The sequence below is a fragment of the Dactylosporangium fulvum genome (assembly GCF_025137375.1).
Lineage (GTDB): Bacteria > Actinomycetota > Actinomycetes > Mycobacteriales > Micromonosporaceae > Dactylosporangium > Dactylosporangium fulvum.
The window spans coordinates 9,224,827-9,243,012 of sequence record NZ_CP073720.1; the positions used below are offsets into that span (position 1 = coordinate 9,224,827).

General features: G+C 70.6%; 21 protein-coding genes and 1 tRNA gene. 9 read left to right on the forward strand and 13 right to left on the reverse strand.

Annotation, left to right across the window (positions count from 1 at the left end):
- Positions 1-32 precede the first annotated feature (32 nt).
- Both Dfulv_RS42415 and Dfulv_RS49010 read left to right on the forward strand, forming a co-directional pair.
- Positions 33-1,253, forward strand: a complete 1,221-nt coding sequence (locus tag Dfulv_RS42415; protein ID WP_259859465.1) for a GNAT family N-acetyltransferase — start codon at positions 33-35, stop codon at positions 1,251-1,253.
- Between the two features lie 87 nt (positions 1,254-1,340).
- Complete coding sequence (locus tag Dfulv_RS49010; RefSeq protein ID WP_406567877.1) at positions 1,341-2,105, forward strand: hypothetical protein; 765 nt, start codon at positions 1,341-1,343, stop codon at positions 2,103-2,105.
- A gap of 4 nt (positions 2,106-2,109) precedes the next feature.
- On the opposite strand, the gene Dfulv_RS42425 is transcribed toward Dfulv_RS49010, so the two are convergent.
- The 5 genes from Dfulv_RS42425 to Dfulv_RS42445 all read right to left on the reverse strand — a co-directional run bounded on the left by Dfulv_RS42425 (position 2,110) and on the right by Dfulv_RS42445 (position 4,886).
- Positions 2,110-2,583 (reverse strand): ribose-5-phosphate isomerase, encoded by a 474-nt coding sequence (locus Dfulv_RS42425; RefSeq protein WP_259859466.1) that lies wholly within the window; start codon positions 2,581-2,583, stop codon positions 2,110-2,112.
- A gap of 13 nt (positions 2,584-2,596) precedes the next feature.
- On the reverse strand, positions 2,597-2,812 hold the full coding sequence (locus Dfulv_RS42430) for a hypothetical protein (RefSeq protein WP_259859467.1): 216 nt from the start codon (positions 2,810-2,812) through the stop codon (positions 2,597-2,599).
- A gap of 40 nt (positions 2,813-2,852) precedes the next feature.
- The gene (locus Dfulv_RS42435) at positions 2,853-4,025 is read right to left on the reverse strand and encodes a DUF1015 family protein (protein ID WP_259859468.1); all 1,173 of its coding nucleotides are present in this window, start codon (positions 4,023-4,025) and stop codon (positions 2,853-2,855) included.
- A gap of 17 nt (positions 4,026-4,042) precedes the next feature.
- Positions 4,043-4,315 (reverse strand): hypothetical protein, encoded by a 273-nt coding sequence (locus Dfulv_RS42440; RefSeq protein WP_259859469.1) that lies wholly within the window; start codon positions 4,313-4,315, stop codon positions 4,043-4,045.
- 160 nt (positions 4,316-4,475) lie between these two features.
- Positions 4,476-4,886, reverse strand: a complete 411-nt coding sequence (locus Dfulv_RS42445; protein ID WP_259869245.1) for an ATP-binding protein — start codon at positions 4,884-4,886, stop codon at positions 4,476-4,478.
- Positions 4,887-5,002: 116 nt separating this feature from the next.
- Here Dfulv_RS42445 and Dfulv_RS42450 point away from each other — a divergent pair, with 116 nt between their 5' ends.
- Complete coding sequence (locus Dfulv_RS42450; RefSeq protein WP_259859470.1) at positions 5,003-5,923, forward strand: cation diffusion facilitator family transporter; 921 nt, start codon at positions 5,003-5,005, stop codon at positions 5,921-5,923.
- Here Dfulv_RS42450 and Dfulv_RS42455 read toward each other — a convergent pair.
- From Dfulv_RS42455 to Dfulv_RS42465, 3 genes are read right to left on the reverse strand one after another with little or no spacing between them, the layout of a single operon-like run.
- A complete protein-coding gene (locus tag Dfulv_RS42455; RefSeq protein WP_259869256.1) occupies positions 5,891-6,214 on the reverse strand; it encodes a DUF3817 domain-containing protein in 324 nt (107 codons plus the stop codon). The genes Dfulv_RS42450 and Dfulv_RS42455 overlap by 33 nt on opposite strands.
- 20 nt (positions 6,215-6,234) lie before the next feature.
- Positions 6,235-6,567: a hypothetical protein gene (locus Dfulv_RS42460; RefSeq protein ID WP_319805726.1), complete on the reverse strand. Its 333-nt coding sequence runs from the start codon at positions 6,565-6,567 to the stop codon at positions 6,235-6,237.
- Between the two features lie 45 nt (positions 6,568-6,612).
- Positions 6,613-7,215, reverse strand: a complete 603-nt coding sequence (locus tag Dfulv_RS42465) for a DsbA family protein (protein WP_259869263.1) — start codon at positions 7,213-7,215, stop codon at positions 6,613-6,615.
- Between the two features lie 211 nt (positions 7,216-7,426).
- On the opposite strand from Dfulv_RS42465, the gene pepN reads away from it, so the two are divergent.
- A complete protein-coding gene (gene pepN, locus Dfulv_RS42470) occupies positions 7,427-9,970 on the forward strand; it encodes an aminopeptidase N (RefSeq protein WP_259859472.1) in 2,544 nt (847 codons plus the stop codon).
- A gap of 256 nt (positions 9,971-10,226) precedes the next feature.
- Here pepN and Dfulv_RS42475 read toward each other — a convergent pair whose 3' ends face one another.
- The 3 genes from Dfulv_RS42475 to Dfulv_RS42485 form a co-directional block, all read right to left on the reverse strand.
- Complete coding sequence (locus Dfulv_RS42475) at positions 10,227-10,631, reverse strand: DUF5130 domain-containing protein (RefSeq protein WP_259859473.1); 405 nt, start codon at positions 10,629-10,631, stop codon at positions 10,227-10,229.
- Positions 10,618-10,926 (reverse strand): aa3-type cytochrome oxidase subunit CtaJ, encoded by a 309-nt coding sequence (gene ctaJ / locus Dfulv_RS42480; RefSeq protein WP_259859474.1) that lies wholly within the window; start codon positions 10,924-10,926, stop codon positions 10,618-10,620. Before ctaJ ends, Dfulv_RS42475 begins: the two co-directional genes overlap by 14 nt.
- A 384-nt stretch (positions 10,927-11,310) precedes the next feature.
- Complete coding sequence (locus Dfulv_RS42485; RefSeq protein WP_259859475.1) at positions 11,311-11,859, reverse strand: HNH endonuclease; 549 nt, start codon at positions 11,857-11,859, stop codon at positions 11,311-11,313.
- 197 nt (positions 11,860-12,056) lie between these two features.
- Here Dfulv_RS42485 and Dfulv_RS42490 point away from each other — a divergent pair, with 197 nt between their 5' ends.
- From Dfulv_RS42490 to Dfulv_RS42505, 4 genes are all read left to right on the forward strand, one after another.
- Positions 12,057-13,097: a mechanosensitive ion channel family protein gene (locus Dfulv_RS42490; RefSeq protein ID WP_259859476.1), complete on the forward strand. Its 1,041-nt coding sequence runs from the start codon at positions 12,057-12,059 to the stop codon at positions 13,095-13,097.
- 229 nt (positions 13,098-13,326) lie between these two features.
- On the forward strand, positions 13,327-14,826 hold the full coding sequence (locus Dfulv_RS42495) for an MFS transporter (protein WP_259859477.1): 1,500 nt from the start codon (positions 13,327-13,329) through the stop codon (positions 14,824-14,826).
- Between the two features lie 4 nt (positions 14,827-14,830).
- Positions 14,831-15,247 (forward strand): globin, encoded by a 417-nt coding sequence (locus Dfulv_RS42500; protein WP_259859478.1) that lies wholly within the window; start codon positions 14,831-14,833, stop codon positions 15,245-15,247.
- A 76-nt stretch (positions 15,248-15,323) separates the two neighbouring features.
- Positions 15,324-16,580 carry a PKD domain containing protein gene (locus Dfulv_RS42505; RefSeq protein WP_259859479.1) on the forward strand — a complete coding sequence of 419 codons (1,257 nt, stop codon included), beginning with the start codon at positions 15,324-15,326 and terminating at the stop codon, positions 16,578-16,580.
- A 107-nt stretch (positions 16,581-16,687) separates the two neighbouring features.
- Here the strand turns inward: Dfulv_RS42505 and Dfulv_RS42510 are convergent.
- Together Dfulv_RS42510 and orn are read right to left on the reverse strand one after the other, a co-directional pair.
- Positions 16,688-16,763 (reverse strand) — tRNA-His (locus tag Dfulv_RS42510).
- A 53-nt stretch (positions 16,764-16,816) separates the two neighbouring features.
- Entirely contained in the window at positions 16,817-17,401 is a 585-nt protein-coding gene (gene orn, locus Dfulv_RS42515; protein ID WP_406568052.1) for an oligoribonuclease, read from the reverse strand.
- 146 nt (positions 17,402-17,547) lie between these two features.
- Here orn and Dfulv_RS42520 point away from each other — a divergent pair, with 146 nt between their 5' ends.
- Positions 17,548-18,183 carry a copper resistance CopC family protein gene (locus Dfulv_RS42520; protein WP_259859481.1) on the forward strand — a complete coding sequence of 212 codons (636 nt, stop codon included), beginning with the start codon at positions 17,548-17,550 and terminating at the stop codon, positions 18,181-18,183.
- Positions 18,184-18,186: the final 3 nt, after the last annotated feature.

Genomic DNA, 18,186 nt, shown 5'->3' on the forward strand with positions numbered 1-18,186 from the left:
CTCAGTGGAGGTCACGAGGTAGACACAACCGGATGAGCGACTACGTGCTGCGCACCTCCACTCCCGAGGACTTCGACGCGTTCAGCCGCGTGATCCTCGACGCGTTCGCCACGCCGGGCGCACCCGACGCCACCGACACGATCCGCACCGTGGTCGAATTCCCGAGATACCTGGTGGTCGAGCACGACGGCAGGGTCGTCGCGTCCACCGGCGCCCTCACCCGCGACCTCGCCATCCCGGGTGGCGTGCTGCCCGCCGCACACGTCACCGCGGTCTCCGTCGCCGCGACGCACACCCGCAAAGGGCTGCTGCGCCGCATGATGACGGAGCAGCTGACCGGAGTGCCCGAGGCGATCGCCGTGCTGTGGGCCTCCGAGGGCCGCATCTACCAGCGCTTCGGCTACGGCCTCGCGTCCCAGAACGTGACCCTGCGCATCGACCGGCGCGAGGTCGCCCTCCGCACGGCCCAGGAGGACGGCACGCTGCGCGCCGCGGTGCCCTCCGAGGTCGTCAAAGAGCTTTCCGGGGTGTACGACCGTGTGCTTCCCGGCCGCCCCGGCTGGTCGAGCCGCAACGAGACCTGGTGGGCTCACCTGACGAGCGACCCGGAGTCCCGCCGGGACGGATACACGGCGGCGCGCGCCGTCCTCTACCAGAACCCGGACGGCGGCGTGGACGGATACGCGCGCTTCAAGGTCCGCAACACCTGGGACGACAACGGCCCCAAGCACGAGGTCAACGTGACGGAGGTGGTGGCCGCCACCCCGGTCGCATACTCGGCGCTGTGGCGGTTCCTGTTCCGCATCGACCTGAGCCGCACCGTGGTCCTCGGCCTGAGCAACGTCGACGAGCCGCTGTTCCACCTGGTCGACGAGCCGCGCCGGCTGGGCGGCAAGCTGGGCGACGGCCTGTGGCTACGCATCGTGGACCTGCCCCGGGCGCTGACCTCCCGGAAGTACGCGGCCCCGGTCGACGTGGTGCTCGAGGTCACCGACGCGCTACTGCCGTCGAACGCGGGCACCTGGCGGCTACGCGTCGGCGCCGGCGGTGCCCTGGTCAACTGCGCCCGGGTCGACTCGGCGCCGGACCTCACGCTGGACGTGGCCGACCTCGGCGCGGCGTACCTGGGCGGGACGAAGCTCGGCATGCTGGCGCTGAACGGCCGCGTGGTCGAGCACCGCCCCGGCGCGGTGGCGGCGACGAGCACGGCGTTCGGCTGGCACGTGACCCCGTCGTCGATCGAGATCTTCTGATGCTCGGCGGGGTGGCCGGGAGGCGGTAGGGTTTGTGGCGTGGGTGGGATCCAGCGCAGACGGCGCCGTATGCGGCAGCATCAGCCGGTGACGCCTGACCCGGTTGCCACCCCCGTCGACGACCCGGCCCCGGACGCTTCCGAGGAGGACGCCTCCGAGGAAATGGCCGGCACTCCCGAGGCAGCGCCGACGAGCCCGGCGCCCGTGACCGTCAAGCCGCACCCGCCGATCCCGCGGCCGCCGCTGCACCCGCCGGTGCCGACATCGGGTGCACCGGCCGCACATGGCGGTGCGAGCGGCAGCCCGGCCTCGCAGGCGGGCGCAGGCAGCGATCCGACCGCACGCCCCGGCCCGCCCGCTCCGGCCGGCACGGACGACGGCGGCGTGTCCGGCGCGGGCGGTGCGACCGGCGAGCCGACGCCCGCCACCGGGACCAAGGCCACGGACGGCGGCGAGCCGCCGCGGCCGTCGCCGCACCACCTGGCTGAGCTGTCGGGGGCGTTCGCGATGACGGCGAGCGTGCACGACCCGGAGGTCGCCGACCACGAGCCGCAACCCGCCCGCGCCGGCCGCGACGACGACCACGACGCGGACCACCACCATCACCACGAGCCGAACCACCACCATCACCATCACCACCACGACGAGGTGGTGTCGGAGCGTGGCCTGCGCGGCCTGGTCGGCGGGGGCGCCTCGCAGGTGAGTGTCTCGGCGGCCATGCGCGCCCGCGACGCGGCCCGGCCGACCGACGAGGATCTGGCGGCGGCCGAGCGGGACCTCCAGATCATCCGCCGTGGCTGGGTGCCCCGCGAAGAACTGGCCCGCCCGGGCCGCCGGTCCCCGACCAGCTGACCTGTCAGTCCTCCGGCAGCGGCGGGAGGACGTGCGCCTTCTCATATTCCGCGACCTGGGCGATCCGGCGGGTATGCCGCTCGTTGCCGGAGAACGCGGTCGTCAGGAACGCCGACACGAGGGTCGTCGCCTCGTCGATGGTGTGCTGGCGGGCGCCGATCGCGACGACGTTGGCGTTGTTGTGCTCGCGGGCGAGCTGGGCGGTTTCGAGGTTCCACGCCAGGGCGGCCCGGACGCCGGGAACCTTGTTCGCGGCGATCTGCTCGCCGTTGCCCGATCCGCCGATCACGACGCCCAGGCTGCCCTCGTCGGCGACGACCCGGGCACCGGTGTGGAAGCAGTAGGCGGGGTAGTCGTCGTCGGGATCGAACTTCGCCGGCCCGACATCGACGACCTCGTAACCCTGCAATCCCAGAGCGGAGACCAGGTGCACTTTCAGCTCGTAGCCGGCATGGTCCGAACCAAGGTAGACGCGCATACCCGGCAGTCTGTCAGAACCGGATCAGGCCCAGACACGAACCCGTCACCAAGACCGCGCCGAGCAGGACGAGCCCGCCGACCCAGGCGGCGGTGGCGCCCGGCGTGAGTTGCCAGTGCCTCCGCCGGTCCCAGACAAGGGCCGCCGCGGCGAAGGCGCCGACGCCACAGGCGGCCACCATGGCCGCGACGAAGAACATCATGTGCACACCCCAGGCCGCGAAGAACAAGCGGCCTAGTGTCTACCACGATCGGGTGACCCGATGAAATTCAGTCGAGCTGTGCGACCACGAGACCGGCGCGGGCCTTGGGGGTGAACCAGGTGCTCTTGCGCGGCATCTTCTGCCGGGCCAGGTTCACGGCGACGAAGTCGTCGACGGTCACCGGCGCGACGAGCACGGCGAGCTCGGCCCGGCCGGCGTCGACCTCACCGCGCAGCCACTCCGCCGGGTAGTCCCCGCCGACATACGTGATGCGCTTGTCCCCCGGCTCCAGCCCGAGCGTCTCGGCGAAGAGCCGCCGCTCGACGAGGGCGTGGTCGAGGTTGTCCACGACGCCCGCCTCCGCCACCCGGGGCAGTTCCGCCGACCACGCGCCCTCACGCGTGTAGAGGTGCACCCGCCCGCCGGTCGCCGGCACCCCGGCCGGACCGGTCAGCGGCTCCAGCTCGAGAGCGTCCAGCGGCGCGGTGAGCTCCGAGACGAGGCGGTTGTAGGGCTGGATCGCCACCGACTCGGGCGTGGTGATGACGGCGAGGAAGCGCGGGTAGCCGGCGGTCTGCGCGGCGAGGCTGCGGTGGTTGCCGTCGGCGACGACGAGCTCGCCGCCGCCGGCGAGTGCCAGCAGCCGGTCCCGGGTGGCGCCGGCGCCGACGGCCCAGATCTCGTGTGCGCGGCCGGCCGGGTCGGTGTCGACGACGGCCGGGCTCCCGGCGTCGGTGACGGCCTGGGCCAGCGCCGTGTGCAGTGCCTCCCCCTGCGCGGTCTGCAGCAGCAGTACGGGCGACAGCAGGTGCTTCGTCGCCTCCGCCAGCGCGACCCGCTCGCGGACCTTCTCGATGAAGACGTCCTCGTTGCGGATGACCGCACCCGGCTCGTCGGCGCTCGTGGAGATCTGGTCGGTCGCCACCATGCACCACAGGCCATATGCCCGGGCGCCGTCCGGCGCGGTGATCCGGTAGAGGACGACCACGTCGCCGGCCGACACGTAGTGGCCGTCGTCCTTGGCGGCCTGCAGGCGCGCCACGGCGTCGGGCAGGCAGTCCAGGAACGCTCTCCCGACGCTCCCGGGCGCGCGGTGCGGCATCTCCACCGCCAGCGCGCTGGCCGGGTTGGCCGCGATGATCTCGGTGATCTCCGCGTCGTCGGCGAACTCGTCGTAGTTCTGCGCGCCGGTGCCTCCGGTGGACAGCCAGGCGTGTGCGATCGGGTACGCAACCGTCATGTACAGAACGCTATAGCTCAGGCGATCCGGGCCGCGGCACGGGGCACCGCCCGTCCCGCAGTGCGGCGCCGCGCGTTGCGGGACGGCGCCGCCGGTGCGAGCAGCTTCGGGGTGCGCACGAGTGCGAGCGCCGGCGCGGAGTCGGCCGGGACGGGGGCGGCCCACGCGGAGGCACTCACCACGACCGGCGGCGCGAGCAGCGCGGCGACTTCGTCGGGCAGGTCGGGCAATTCCTCTTTCCAGGCCCGCTCCTGGACGGTCCAGCGCGTGGTCGAGCTGACGGTGGTCATCTCCGGCCTCCCCATGACGACAGTGTCATTGCACACAGGGCAACGGCTCCCGCGTGCGCCGGTGTCGCACCGGCTGTGCGAATTCCAGAGAACGGTACGCGCGACGGCCCGGGCACGACTCGGTCGCGCTTCGGGCACGAACTGGGGGTACCTCGAAACCTCACACGGTGGCGGGCAAGCGGGTCAGCAGCTTGACGATCCGCAGCGCCACGCCGCCGGGCTGCCGGCGGCGCAGTTCGACCATGTCGGCGAGCGCGTGGATGATGCGCAGGCCACGGCCGGTCTCGGCGTCGGGCGGAGCCTCCGGCACGGCGGTCGACTCCATGCCGAGGCCGTCGTCGACGACGTCGATGATGCACCGGTCGTCCTGGATGGTGACGGTGACCTCGTAGTCGGCGCCCGCCGTGGCGTGCTGGACGGCGTTGGCGCACGCCTCGCCGACGGCCAGGCCGATGTCCTCCCGGCAGTCCTTGGTGACGGCGACGACGGCGAGGGCGGCGTCGAGGACCCGACGGGTGAGCGGGACGGTCGACCGATCGCGCGGCAGCGAGAGCGAAAGCCGGATCTCCATGCCCACCGTCGTGCTCCCTTCGCGTCTGGCGCCGCAGGCTTAGGTTGCCCCGGATCGGGGATGAGGAAACGCTCAGGCAGCTGCTTCATATAGTCAACTACGCATAAGATGGGTGCATGGGTCACGACCACGATCACGGGCCGCGCAAGGACGCCGACCGGCGCTGGTTGACGGTCGCCCTCGTGCTGATCGTGAGCTTCATGGCGGTCGAGGTGGTCATCGGCCTGCTCGTCGGCTCGCTCGCCCTGCTCTCGGACGCGGCGCACATGCTCTCCGACGCCGCGGCGATCGCGCTGGCGCTGTTCGCCACCCGGCTCGCCGCACGGCCGCCGTCGGGCGGGTTCACCTTCGGGCTGAAGCGCGCCGAGATCCTGTCGGCGCAGGCCAACGGCCTGACCCTGCTGCTGCTGTCGGCCTGGATCATCTACGAGGCGATCGCCCGGCTCATCACGCCGCCGGAGGTCGGCGGCGGCGCGGTGGTCGCCACGGCCATGGCCGGCATCGCGGTCAACCTCGTCGCGGTCTGGGCGCTCGGCAAGGCCAACCGGACCAGCCTCAACATCGAGGGCGCGTTCCAGCACGTGCTGACCGACCTGTTCGCGTTCGTCGCGGCCGCGGTCGCCGGCCTCGTGGTGCTGCTGACCGGGTTCTACCGGGCGGACGCGATCGCGTCACTGGTCGTGGCCGCGCTCATGATCCGCTCCGGGCTCGGGCTGGTCCGCGACTCCGGCCGCATCTTCCTGGAGGCCGCACCGTCCGGCATGGACCCGGCGGCACTCGGCCGGGAGCTGTGCGCGGTGCCGGGTGTGGTCGAGCTGCACGACCTGCACGTGTGGCAGGTCACCTCGGGTTATCCGGCGCTGTCGGCACATGTGCTGGTCGCGCAGGAGGGTGACTGCCATGCGGTGCGGGCCGCGATCGAGACCCGCCTGCGCGAGCGGTGGGACATCGGCCACACCACGCTGCAGGTCGACCACTGCGAGGACGACCCGCACTGCGTGGACTCACACGGTGCTGCGTACCGGGCTGGAGGCTGAGGCGGCCTGCACCCGCCGGGTGACGACCCGCTCGGCGACGAACGACAGGAACGGCACGGTGCCGGCGAGCAGGATCAACGCCGTGAAGCCCAGCGTCCACTTCGCCCGCCGGGCCAGGTCGGCGGCGAGCACCAGATAGACCATGTAGAGGAAGCCGTGTGCCGGCCCGACGAGCGCCACGAGGGTCTCGTCCTCGGTCGTGTACTTCAGGACCGTCCCGACCGTCAGCACGATCAGCAGCACACCGACGATCCAGGCGATGACCCGGTAGCGGGTGAGGGCGGGGTTCAAGGGCGTCGCGGACATGTACCTCATCCGGGGAAGTCGCTGGGACGTCGGTCAGGGTTGGCGGCGAGCCAGGCGAGCATGCGGTTGTATTCGGCCAGCTCTGGATCGTCGTCGTGCCGCACGGGCACCGGCGCCTTCAGCGGGCGCAAGGGCGGCGGCGCGGGCTTGGGCTCGCTGACGCCGCGGGCGTCGCGCACGGCCCGGACCCAGAGGAAGACGACGAACAGCGCGAAGAGTGGCCACTGCACGGTGTAGGCCCAGCTGAGCATGTTGCCCGCCGTCGCCCGCTCGTATTGCCACCAACCCGCCAACATGCAGACGGCCACCCCGGCGAGTGCCAGGACATGCCAGAGCACCCACCGAGGTGTGAAGAACCGCCGCACAGGTAGGCAGCCTACACTTCAGTCGAACGAAGGTCCCACATCGCGGGTGCGCTTGAGCTCGTAGAAGCCCGGCGTGCCGGCGACGAGCAGGGTGCCGTCCCATAGGCGACCGGCCGCCTCACCCCGCGGCGTGGGGGTGACGACGGGGCCGAAAAAGGCGATGAGCTTGCCGTCGACGCCGGGGACGTGGATCACCGGAGTGCCGACGTCCATGCCCACCGGGTCCATCCCGGCGAAGTGGCTCTCACGCAACTGCGCGTCGAACTCGGTCGACTCCGCGAACTCGGCGAGCCCGGCGGGCAGGCCGGCCTCGGTGAGCGCGGCGCGGTAGAGCTCCTCGCCCAGCTCCTGCTTCTCGTGGTGGATGCGGGTGCCGAGCGCGGTGTAGAACGGGCGGAGCACCTCGTTGCCGAACTTCTGCTCGGCGGCGATCGCCACGCGCACCGGCCCCCAACCCTTTGCCAGACCCTCCTTGTACTTCTCCGGCAACTCGTCGCGGCCCTCGTTGAGGATGGACAGGCTCATGACGTGGAACCGCACGTCCACCGGACGGACCTGCTCCACCTCGAGGAGCCAACGAGACGTGATCCAGGCCCATGGGCAGCGTGGGTCGAACCACATGTCAGCGATGACACGATCTTCGGACACGGGACGATCACCTCTCTAGTGAAAGAGTCGGAAATTCGGTTCGATCCTTACTCCTGGGCCGCGATCCATACCACCCGGACAGGAGGTGACCTGAGCCACTCCTCCAGTGTCGTCCTGGAACATGGAAGACTCGGGGTGACGCCGTCGACGGGGACGGCCACAGCGATACGACAGGAGACGACACGTGGCCGGTGTACGCAACCTACGCCAGGTCGAGGCGGTCGAGCGGGCCCACCTGCTCGACATCGCGGCGTACGACATCAGCCTCGACCTGACGGATGGCGCCGGCCATCCGGGCGAGGGCACGTTCCGGTCGATCACCGAGGTGCGGTTCACCTGCCACGAGCCGGGTGCCGGCACCTTCATCGAGATCGCCGCCGCAAGCCTGCGCAGCGCCACCCTCAACGGGGAGCCGCTGGACATCTCGGGCTGGTCGACCGAGGACGGACTGCGGCTGACCGGGCTCGCCGCCGACAACGTGCTGGTCGTCGACGCCGACTGTGCGTACTCGACCACCGGCCAGGGCCTGCACCGCAGCGTCGACCCGGTCGACAAGGAGGTGTACCTCTACAGCCAGTTCGAGACGGCCGACGCGCAGCGGGTCTTCGCGTGCTTCGACCAGCCCGACCTCAAGGCGGAGTTCACCTTCCACGTCACCGCGCCGGCGCACTGGAAGGTCATCTCGAACATGCCGCTGGCGAGCCTGGAGGGCCTCACCCGCCACTTCGCGCCCACGCCGCGCATGAGCACCTACATCACCGCCGTGTGCGCCGGGCCCTACCACGAGGTCCGTGACACGCACGACGGCATCGACCTCGGCGTCTTCTGCCGCCAGTCGATGCGGCAGTACCTCGACGCCGACGAGATCAACCTGGTGACCAAGCAGGGGTTCGACTTCTTCCACGAGGAGTTCGGGATCCGCTACCCGCTGCCGAAGTACGACCAGGTCTACTCCCCCGAGTTCAACGCCGGCGCGATGGAGAACTTCGGCTGCGTCGTCCACGCCGAGCAGCACTACATCTTCCGCTCGCCGGTCACCGACTTCGAGTACGAGCAGCGCGCCAACACGATCCTGCACGAGCTCGCCCACATGTGGTTCGGCGACCTCGTGACCATGCGCTGGTGGGACGACCTGTGGCTCAACGAGTCGTTCGCCGAGTGGGCCAGCCACTGGTGCAACACGCACGCGACCCGCTTCAAGGACGCGTGGACGACGTTCCTCTCCGTGCGCAAGAACTGGGGCTACCGGCAGGACCAGCTGTCCTCGACCCACCCGGTGTACTGCGAGATGCCCGACGTCGAGGCGGTCGAGGTCAACTTCGACGGCATCACGTATGCGAAGGGCGCGAGCGTCATCAAGCAGCTCGTCGCGTACGTCGGCATCGACGCGTTCCGCACCGGCCTGCGCGCCTACTTCCAGCAGCACCAGTGGGGCAACGCGACCTTCGACGACCTGTTGTCGGCGCTGGAGACCGCCAGCGGCAAGGAGCTGCGCAAGTTCGCCGCACAGTGGCTGGAGACCGCCCAGGTCAACACGCTGCGCCCGGAGCTGACGATCGGCGCCGACGGCACCTACGAGCGGGTGATCGTCCGCCAGGAGGCCCCGGCCGCCTACCCGACGCTGCGCACCCACCGCATCGGCATCGGCCTCTACGACCTGGTCGAGGGCGGTCTGGTCCGTCGCGAGCTGATCGAGGCGGACGTCGACGGCGAGCGGACCGAGATCACCGCGCTGGTCGGCCGCAAGGCCGCCGACGTGCTGCTGCTCAACGACGAAGACCTGACGTACGCGAAGCTCCGCCTCGACCCGCGCTCCATGGCCACCGTGGTCGAGCACATCGACGGCCTCGACAACTCGCTGGCTCGCGCCCTGGTCTGGTCGGCCTCGTGGGACATGGTCCGCGACGCCGAGCTGGCCGCCCGCGACTACGTCAAGCTGGTCACCGTCGGCCTGCCGGCCGAGAAGGACATCAACCTGGTGACGGCGACGATCCGTCAGGCCCAGTCCGCGCTGGTCTTCTACGCCGACCCGGCATGGTCACCGCAGGGCTGGGCCCAGATCGCCGCGACGGCCCGCGCCGCCCTGCGCGACGCCGAGCCGGGCAGCGGCTTCCAGCTGGCGTGGGCGCGCTCGTTCGCCGCCGCCGCTCGGACACCCGAGGACCTGGCGGTGCTGTCGGGCTGGCTGCGCGGCGAGGACGTTCCCGCGGGCCTCACCATCCAGGCCGACCTCCGCTGGGGCATCCTGCACGCCCTCATCGCCAACGGCGCCGCCGACCCGGCCGAGATCGAGAGCGAACTCGACCGCGACCGCACCGCGAGCGGCGAGCGCCAGGCCGCCCTGGCCCGCGCCCTCGTCCCCACGGCCGAGTCGAAGGCCGAGACCTGGCGCAGGCTGGTCGAGGACCACCAGCTGCCGAACTGGTTGCAGCGCTCGATGCTGCAGGGCTTCCAGCACTCCGCGCAGACGGCCCTCACCGCGCCGTACTCGGCCGCCTACTTCGACGCCCTGATGACGGTGTGGGAGAACCGGGACAGCGAGCCCGCCGCGGAGTTCGTGGAGCTCGGCTACCCCGCGTTCCAGATCGGCGAGGAGACGGTGGCCCGCACCGAGGCCTGGCTCGCCGAGCCCGGCCGCCCGGCCCCGCTGCGCCGCCTGGTCGGCGAGGGCCGCGACGGCATCGTCCGCGCCCTGAAGGCAAGGGCCAAGGACGCGTCCGCGGCGTAGCCGCGAGGAGACCGGGCCCGGTCGCCGCCGTTCCTTTCGGCGGCTCCGGGCCCGGTTCCTGTTTCCGACGCCTTCGCCGGCCCGGCTTTCCCGCTCGGCCGTGGCTTCCTCGGCCAGACCGGCTCATCGACCGGCCATGCCTCCTCGGCTGGCCTCGGACAGCACAACGGCCCGTGAGCAACGGCGTGCAGGGCCACAGCACAAACGCTGGTCGGACCGTGAACAGGTCCGACCAGCGTTTGACGAAGCGAACGGCTCAGGAACGACCGGCGTGGTCGGCCATCTGAGCCAGGCCGGCGACCAGGCCGCCGGCCAGGTCACCGCCGCCGAACGCGGCAGCCATGGACAGGGCGGCCAGCTTGGCGGCGCGGTCTGGAAGGCGACGACGGGCCTCGCCGCCCGTCACGATCTCCAGGACGCGCTGGTTGGGCGACACGGCGATGAGCACCGAGTGCGGCGGGTCGGCGAGCTGACCGTGCAGCTTCTCCGTGCTCCCACGGGTCGGCTCGTCCAGCTCGCCGACGTAGATGCTGAACGTCAGGCCGGTCGACGAGTCGGCCAGCCGGAGCGCCTCGTCGAGGCGCAGCAACTGGCGCGTGGTGAACGGCCCGTTGAGAACGTCGGGCTGGCCGGCCAGGCCAGCGCCGTTACCACCGGTCACTTGCGCCTCCCATGACGTGCGGCTGCGCCCTGTCGCCGGACCATTCGGTCACGGCCTCGCTGCCGCCCGTGGTCAGCTCGGCTCGCCGCGTGCCGGGTAGCTCATGGGCGCTCGGCGCCTTGGTCAACTGCTCCGGTGCGGACAGGAACCAGACGGGCGTGAACTCGAACGGCCGTCCGGGCCGGTAGCGCTTGCTACGCCGGGAACCTCCCCCAGCGTAGACGGCGCCAGCGATCAGCACGATGACCGCTACCGGGATCCCGGCGAAGATCAGCGTCGTCTCGATGATGGACAAGCTCAACGCCCCCAGGCGTCGAAGGGACTAAAAGACCGGCTTCACGTTAGCGGGCGCGCATGACCAGCCCGTTGCCGGGGGTATCCGACCTTGAAAACCGGGGGTGCCGACCTGCCGTCACCCGCCATGAAGCTCCCGCGTCAGTATGCCGAAATGCCCTACGGCCATGACCCGATCGGTCACTTCCGTGCGCGTTTCCACATTCCCGAAGCATTGCCGAAGCTTTCCCGAAGCGCCGCTCGGCCGGGTGCGGGTGCCGGCATGGTGGCGGCCACCACTGCGGCACACCGGGTGGGGGGCCTCACACCGTGGGATCCGCACCACGTCGATCACGACCCGGTCGACGTGCGGTGCTGCCCGCTCACCATCCGACGGGCGGACGGGTCAGGCGGCCTGGCCCAGGGTCAGGCCGTCGGAGGGCAGGTCGAGCCAGTCCGCCCAGCGCGGGTCGGGGGTGCGGTGGCCCAGCACGCGCCACGCGACGCCCTTCGGCGCAATGGGGGCGGTATGCAAACGCCAGCCGAGCTCGGCTGGCGTTTTGTCGCCCTTGGTGTGGTTGCACCGGGCGCAGGCGGCGACGACGTTCTCCCAGGCGTGCCGGCCGCCGCGGCTGCGTGGCATCACGTGGTCGATGGTCTCGGCCGGGCCGCGGCAGTAGGCGCATCGCCATCCGTCACGGGCGAATATGCCGCGGCGGGAGAGACCTATGTGCGTGCGGTACGGCACCCGGACGTAGCGGGTGAGCCGGACGACCGACGGGACCGGCAACTGGTCGTTGGCACTGTGGAGGATGCCCTCACCGTCAGCGACACAGACAGCCTTCGACGTCAGGACCAGGATGGTGGCACGTCTGACAGAGACGACACACAGCGGTTCGTAGGTGGCGTTGAGCACAAGCGCACCCGACACTCGTGCGGGTCGTATGTCAGGCATCGCCGTCCCCCTAGTGCGTGAAGGAATCTCCCTGTTGAAGGTCGCTGCGGCGGCTCCGGAACGGAGCCGTGCGCTAATCGTCCCTGATAGATCCTCGGATTGCACGTACTATTTGCGGCCGTCGGGTGAACCTTCGCCTGACCCGACGGACGTTTGTGCGGACTTACCCCGGTTCGCACCGGTTTCTGAGGAGCTCCGTGATCAGCCCCCTGGCGTTGCCGCTGGAGGAATCCCCCGCCACCCCGAACCCCGGACCGAGCTGCGTCAAGGTCAGCGATGTCTGCGAGATCGTCTACGAGCAGACCAAGGTCAAGTGGTTGGCCGAGAGCAGCTACTGGATGCTGGTCAAACCGTTGACGATCCTGCTGATCGTCATCGTGGCGCTGCTGATCCGGACCCTGATCCACCGGGCGATCGACCGGCTGATCAAGCACACCGTCGCGGACAACGAGTCGGGCGGCTCGCTCCTGCGCCCGTTCCGCAACCGCCTCCCCACCGCCCTCGCGCTGCCGATCGAGCGCCGCAACCAGCGGGCCCGGGCGCTCGGGTCGGTGCTGCGCAGCATCGCCTCCGCGGTCGTCTTCACGATCGCGACCATGCTCGTACTCGGCGAGGTCGGGCTCAACCTCGGCCCGCTGCTGGCCAGTGCCGGTATCGCCGGCCTGGCGATCGGCTTCGGCGCGCAGAACCTGGTCAAGGACTTCATCGCCGGCCTGTTCATGCTGCTGGAGGACCAGTACGGCGTGGGTGACGTCGTCGACGTCGGCGAGACGTCGGGCACCGTCGAGGCGGTCGGTCTGCGGATCACCACGATCCGTGACGCCGCCGGCGTGGTCTGGTACGTGCGCAACGGCGAGATCATCCGGGTCGGCAACAAGAGCCAGGGCTGGGCCGTCGTCAACATCGACGTGCCCGTCGGTTTCGTCTCGATCGACCAGGCCACCGCGGTCCTGCGCGAGGCGGCCGCCACGGTCGCCGCGGATCCGGACTTCGTCGACGACTTCATCGACCCGCCGACCGTCCTCGGCGTCGAGCAGATCACCGCCGACGGCGCCGTTCTGCGGACCACGGTCAAGACCTCGACCGAGGCGCAGTGGCGGGTCGGGCGGGAACTGCGCCGCCGGCTCACCGAGGCGCTCGAGCGGGCCGGCATAACGGCCCAGCTGAACGCCGCGCGCATGTTCATCCGCCCGGCGGCCGACAACAACGGCGACACGGGGCAGGGCGGCCCGACCTGATTCGCCGGAACGGCTGGATTGTCCAATCTCGCGATCATCTGCGACTAACCCGTCGGGTAGGGTCGCGCGTCGGGTGGTCAGTCGGTTATCGTCCGTTCGTTCAGGTGCATCGCTGCACAGTGTCCCGGTCCGGCGCCAAATGACCCCTCTTGGTGCTGAATTGACCGGTTCGGCCGCGCCCGCGAACGCATGACGCCGCTGTCGTGACCGATGGAAGGGGGCTCCGCCGGTGCCAGACCCCGACGAGTCCGCCAACCACCCGGCGACCATCGGCGAGACGCTTGCCAACCGCGAGTATCTCGCCGTTTTCGCCGCAAGCTCGCTGTCGTGGTTCGGCGACAACGTCGCGCGCGCCGCCATCATTGCGCTGGTCTACATGCGCACCGAGTCGCCGATCGCGTCGGCCGCGGCCTTCGCGATCAGTTATCTGCCCTGGCTGGGCTTCGGTGCCGTGCTGGCCGCGGTGGCGGACCGCTACTCGTACCGCAAGATCATGATCATCAGTGACGTGATCCGCATGGTGATCATGATCGGTCTCGCCGTCTTCGGCGGGCTGCCGGTCGTGCTGTTGATCGGCCTGCTGTTCGTCAACGCGCTGCTCAGCCCGCCGTTCGACTCGGCGCGCTCGGCACTGCTGCCTCGGATCGTGCAGGGCGAGCAGTACATCACCGCGCTCACCATGCAGCGCTCCGCCGCCCAGATCGCGCTGATCGCCGGTTATGCGGCCGGCGCGGCACTGACCGCCGTCGACGCGCGATACGCGCTGCTGTTCAACGCGGCCACGTTCGCCACGTCCGGGCTGCTGATCCTCCTCCGGGTCCAGGAGCGCCCTCCGAGCCTGAAGGTCGAGCAGCGGACCAACCTGATCCGGGAGAGCATCGAGGGTTACTCGGTCGTCTTCCGTTCGCCGGTCATGCGCGCCATCGCGCTGCTCGTCTTCTGCGGGGTCTGCTTCGGCGTGGTGCCCGAGGGTCTGGCCGCCGCCTGGTCGGCCGAGCTCGCCGGCGGCCCCAACCCCGTCTACCTCGGCGTCATCATGGTCGCCGCCGCAGCCGGCTTCATGATCGGCAGCGCACTGGTCACCTGGCTGGTCAAGCCGCAGCAGCGGATCAAGCTCATCCGCCCGGTCGCGATCATCACGCCGCTGGCGCTGGTGCCGTCGGTGTTCCACCCGAACATCGTCGGCGTGGTCGCCATGACCCTGATCTCCGGCGCCGCGATGGCCAGCACGCTCCCCGCCACCAACGGGCTGTTCGTCCAGGTGCTGCCCCCGGCGTACCGGGCCCGCGCCTTCGGCGTCATGCAGAGCGGCGTGCAGCTCATCCAGGGCGCCGCGATCATCTTCACCGGCTGGCTGGCCTCGAACCACGCGCTCGCCGAGGTGGTCGGATACTTCAGCATGGCCGGCGTGGTCATCATGGCCGTGATCCTCACCATATGGCCGGCACACGCCACCATCGCCGACGCGATCGCCGCCAACAAGATCCAGGTCGCCGCGGAGGAACAGGCCCGCCGCGCCCCGGAGACCGCCGACGACTTCGGCGAGGTCACCATCGACCTGGGCCGCGTCCCGCTGCCGGCCAGGCGGCCCCGGCCCTCCCCGGGCCCGGGCGTCCGCCAGCCGGCGATGCTCGACCCGGCCGAGCGGACCGTCGACCTCTCGGAGCGCACCGCGGAGCTGGGTGGCCTACCGCCACCGCCACCGTCGCAACCGGCACGGCATAGTTGATGGTGTGACGACGGCCCCCAACTTCTACGAGCTCGTCGGCGGCGAGCCCACGTTCCGCAAGCTGGTCGACGAGTTCTACGCAGGCGTCGCCGACGACCCGATCCTGCGCCCGCTGTACCCCGAAGAGGACCTCGGGCCCGCCAACGAGCGGTTCCGGCTCTTCCTTATCCAGTACTGGGGTGGCCCCAGCACCTACTCCGAGCGCCGCGGCCACCCCAGGCTGCGGATGCGTCATGCGCCGTTCCGCATCGGCCCGGCCGAGCGCGACGCCTGGCTGCGGCAGATGCGCCGGGCGGTTGACGCGCTCGGGCTCGATCCGGAGCACGAGGCCGTGCTGTGGGAGTACCTCGAGCGTGCCGCCCACTTTATGGTCAACGCGGACGACGACACTCCTTCGGGGCTAATCGGACGGATCGTCTGAACAAGCTTCTTTCGTAACGTTTCCTCGTTAGTGGAATAACGCCCCATGTGGGGCTTTCCACGACGAAGGAGCTCGAATGCGCCGACGCCTGATCGCCGCCGCGGCGACAGCACTGGCCGCGGTCGCGGTCGCCATCCCCGCCTCGGCGGCGTTGAACCACCCGGCGCCGGTGTCGACGAACCCGGTTGACTACACGCCGCACGTCCTCGACGGCGAGGTACGCGCCTTCGCCCTGGTCGGTGACACGGTTGTGGTCGGCGGCGACTTCCAGAACGTGGCCGACGCCACCCGGAAGACGCGGTACAAGCGGAGCAACCTCTTCGCGTACCGCGCCTCGACCGGCGAGATCCTGCCCTTCGCGCCGCAGGTCGACGACGTGGTGCTGACGCTGGCTCCCGGCCCGGACAACACGGTCTACGCCGGCGGCGCGTTCCGGCGGGTCGGCGGCGCGCCGCAGCGCGGCATCGCGCAGCTCAGCCTGGCCGACGGCAGCCGCGTGCCCGCCTTCACCGGCACGATCAACTGGGGCGACGTCCGCAGCCTGATCGCCTTCGGGCCGTGGCTGTACGCGGCCGGCTCGTTCAGCCGGATCGGTACGCTCGACCGGGTCGGCCTGGCCCGCCTCAACGCGAGCACCGGGATCGCCGACCCCACGTTCGACCTCAAGCTGGCCGCGCCGCACCTGACGCGGGTCAAGCTCGAGGACCTGGCCCTGACCCCGGACGGCACCCGGCTGGGGGCGATCGGGGCCGTCGAGCAGGCCGGCGGGCAGTACCGGGCCCAGGTCGTCATGGTCGACATCCCCGCCGGCGCACCCGCGCGCCTGGCGGACTGGTACACGGACACGTACACCAAACCCTGCCGGGCGGGCTTCGAGACGTACCTGCGCGCCATCGACTTCGACCCCACGGGCACGTACGCGACGATCGTCACCACCGGCCGCAAGTGGGGCGAGAAGCTGATGTGCGACACCGCGGCGCGGTTCGACCTGCGCGGGACGGGCATGCACCGACCGCTGTGGATCAACTGGACCGGCGGCGACTCGCTGTACTCGGTGGCCGACACGGGCGCGGCGATCTATGTCGGCGGCCACCAGCGCTGGATGGACAACCCGCAGGGCCGCGAGTCGGCCGGCCCGGGCGCGGTCGCCCGGCCGGGCATCGCGGCGATCAACCCGGCCACGGGCAAGGCCACGGACTGGAACCCGAAGCGCAACCCCCGGGGCGTCGGCGCGCGGGCACTGCTGGCCACGCCGCAGGGGCTGCTGGTCGGCTCGGACACGGACCGGATCGGCGACGAGTACCACGGGCGCCTCGCGCTGCTGCCGATCTGACCCTGTGCACGGCTCCATGTCGTGCGGCCCCCGTCTCCGGACGGGGGCCGCACGCTTGTGCCGCACATGCGAAACGGCCCCCGTCTGCTGACGGGGGCCGTTTGGAGTGGGGTGACTGAAGGGATTTGAACCCTCGACACCCGGGACCACAACCCGGTGCTCTGCCAACTGAGCTACAGCCACCATGAACGTGCCCGCTAATAGTAGGGCATCGCCCCCGGGATCCGTCGACAGGGTTATGGCGCGTTCGTGTCACCTTCCCGGCGCAGTTCCGCCGCGATGGCCTTCGCCGCCTCGACGTCCGGACCGGGCAGCGGCACGAACAGGGTCCGGCGGTAGTACTCCAGCTCGCGGATGCTCTCCCGGATGTCCGCCAGCGCGCGGTGCGCCAGGCCCTTGGCGGGCTGGCCGAAGTACACCCGCGGGTACCACCGGCGGCACAGCTCCTTGATCGACGAGACGTCGATCATGCGGTAGTGCAGGTGGTTGTCGAGCCGGGGCATGTCCCGCGCCAGGAACCCGCGGTCGGTCGCGATGGAGTTGCCGCAGAGCGGGGCCGTGCGCGGATCCGGGACGTGCTGGGTGATGTAGTCCATGATGAGGTCCTCGGCCTCGGGGACGGTCACGGACGACGCCCGCACGGCCTCGGTGAGGCCGGACCGGCTGTGCATCTCGCGGACCACCTCCTGCATGCCGCCGAGCTGGGCCTCGTCGGCGTGGATGACCACGTCGACACCCTCGCCGAGCACGTTGAGATCCGGATCGGTCACCAGCGCCGCGACCTCGATCAGCGCGTCCTTACCCAGATCGAGTCCCGTCATCTCACAGTCGATCCAGACCAAAAGATCACCCACACCAGACAGCCTAGTGTTCATCCGGCCGACTTCTCACTCCTTGGTGCACGCAACCACCTATACCGCTCGTCGCCGCTGTCCGCTGCGCGCCCGAAGTGTCCTATCCTGCGCGGGTGACCGCTCGTGCTCTCGCGCGCCTGATCGGCGCCACGCTGCTGGCGACGCTGGCCGGCGCCCTGGTTCTGGCCACTCCGGCCTCGGCGCACACGACGCTGCGGCAGAGTGACCCCGCCGCGAACTCGACCGTGCCGACGCTGCCGGAAGTGGTACGACTCACGTTCACCGACATGCTGCCGATCGTGCCGAAGGTCACGGTGCGCGACCCGGACGGCACCGAGGTGAACAGCAGCCCGATCTCGCCGCGCGGCAACACGGTCCTGCAGCCGGTGAAGAGCACGAAGACCGGCCGCTTCACGGTCACGTGGGAGCTGACGGGCTCGGACGGCCACAAGACGAACGGCAGCTTCTCCTTCACCGTGCAGGGCGCCGCCGCCCCGCCTTCGGCGGTGCCGTCCCCGACCGCCCCGGTGGTCGGGTCGGGTTCACCGTCGACCGTCCCCACGGCCGCCGCGTCGACGGCAGCCGCAGCGTCCTCAGGCGTGGCGTCGCCGAGCGACGCCGCACGGTCCAGCACCGATTCCGGCGGCGGATCGTGGTGGGTGTGGCTGGTCGTGGCGGTGGTACTGCTCGGCGCAGTCGGCGGCGGTGTGGTCTTCTTCCGCCGCCGTGGTGGTACGCCCTCCCCCTGACGC

Excerpts from the sequence above, each read along its gene's own strand:
- Dfulv_RS42440 (WP_259859469.1), bottom strand. The coding sequence starts at position 4,315 with ATGACCACCGTCAGCTCGACCACGCGCTGGACCGTCCAGGAGCGGGCC.
- orn (WP_406568052.1), bottom strand. The coding sequence starts at position 17,401 with ATGACGGGACTCGATCTGGGTAAGGACGCGCTGATCGAGGTCGCGGCG.
- Dfulv_RS42445 (WP_259869245.1), bottom strand. The coding sequence starts at position 4,886 with ATGGAGATCCGGCTTTCGCTCTCGCTGCCGCGCGATCGGTCGACCGTC.
- Dfulv_RS42425 (WP_259859466.1), bottom strand. The coding sequence starts at position 2,583 with ATGCGCGTCTACCTTGGTTCGGACCATGCCGGCTACGAGCTGAAAGTG.
- Dfulv_RS42415 (WP_259859465.1), top strand. The coding sequence starts at position 33 with ATGAGCGACTACGTGCTGCGCACCTCCACTCCCGAGGACTTCGACGCG.
- Dfulv_RS42435 (WP_259859468.1), bottom strand. The coding sequence starts at position 4,025 with ATGACGGTTGCGTACCCGATCGCACACGCCTGGCTGTCCACCGGAGGC.
- Dfulv_RS42450 (WP_259859470.1), top strand. The coding sequence starts at position 5,003 with ATGGGTCACGACCACGATCACGGGCCGCGCAAGGACGCCGACCGGCGC.
- Dfulv_RS42485 (WP_259859475.1), bottom strand. The coding sequence starts at position 11,859 with ATGCCTGACATACGACCCGCACGAGTGTCGGGTGCGCTTGTGCTCAAC.
- Dfulv_RS42505 (WP_259859479.1), top strand. The coding sequence starts at position 15,324 with ATGCGCCGACGCCTGATCGCCGCCGCGGCGACAGCACTGGCCGCGGTC.
- Dfulv_RS42465 (WP_259869263.1), bottom strand. The coding sequence starts at position 7,215 with ATGTGGTTCGACCCACGCTGCCCATGGGCCTGGATCACGTCTCGTTGG.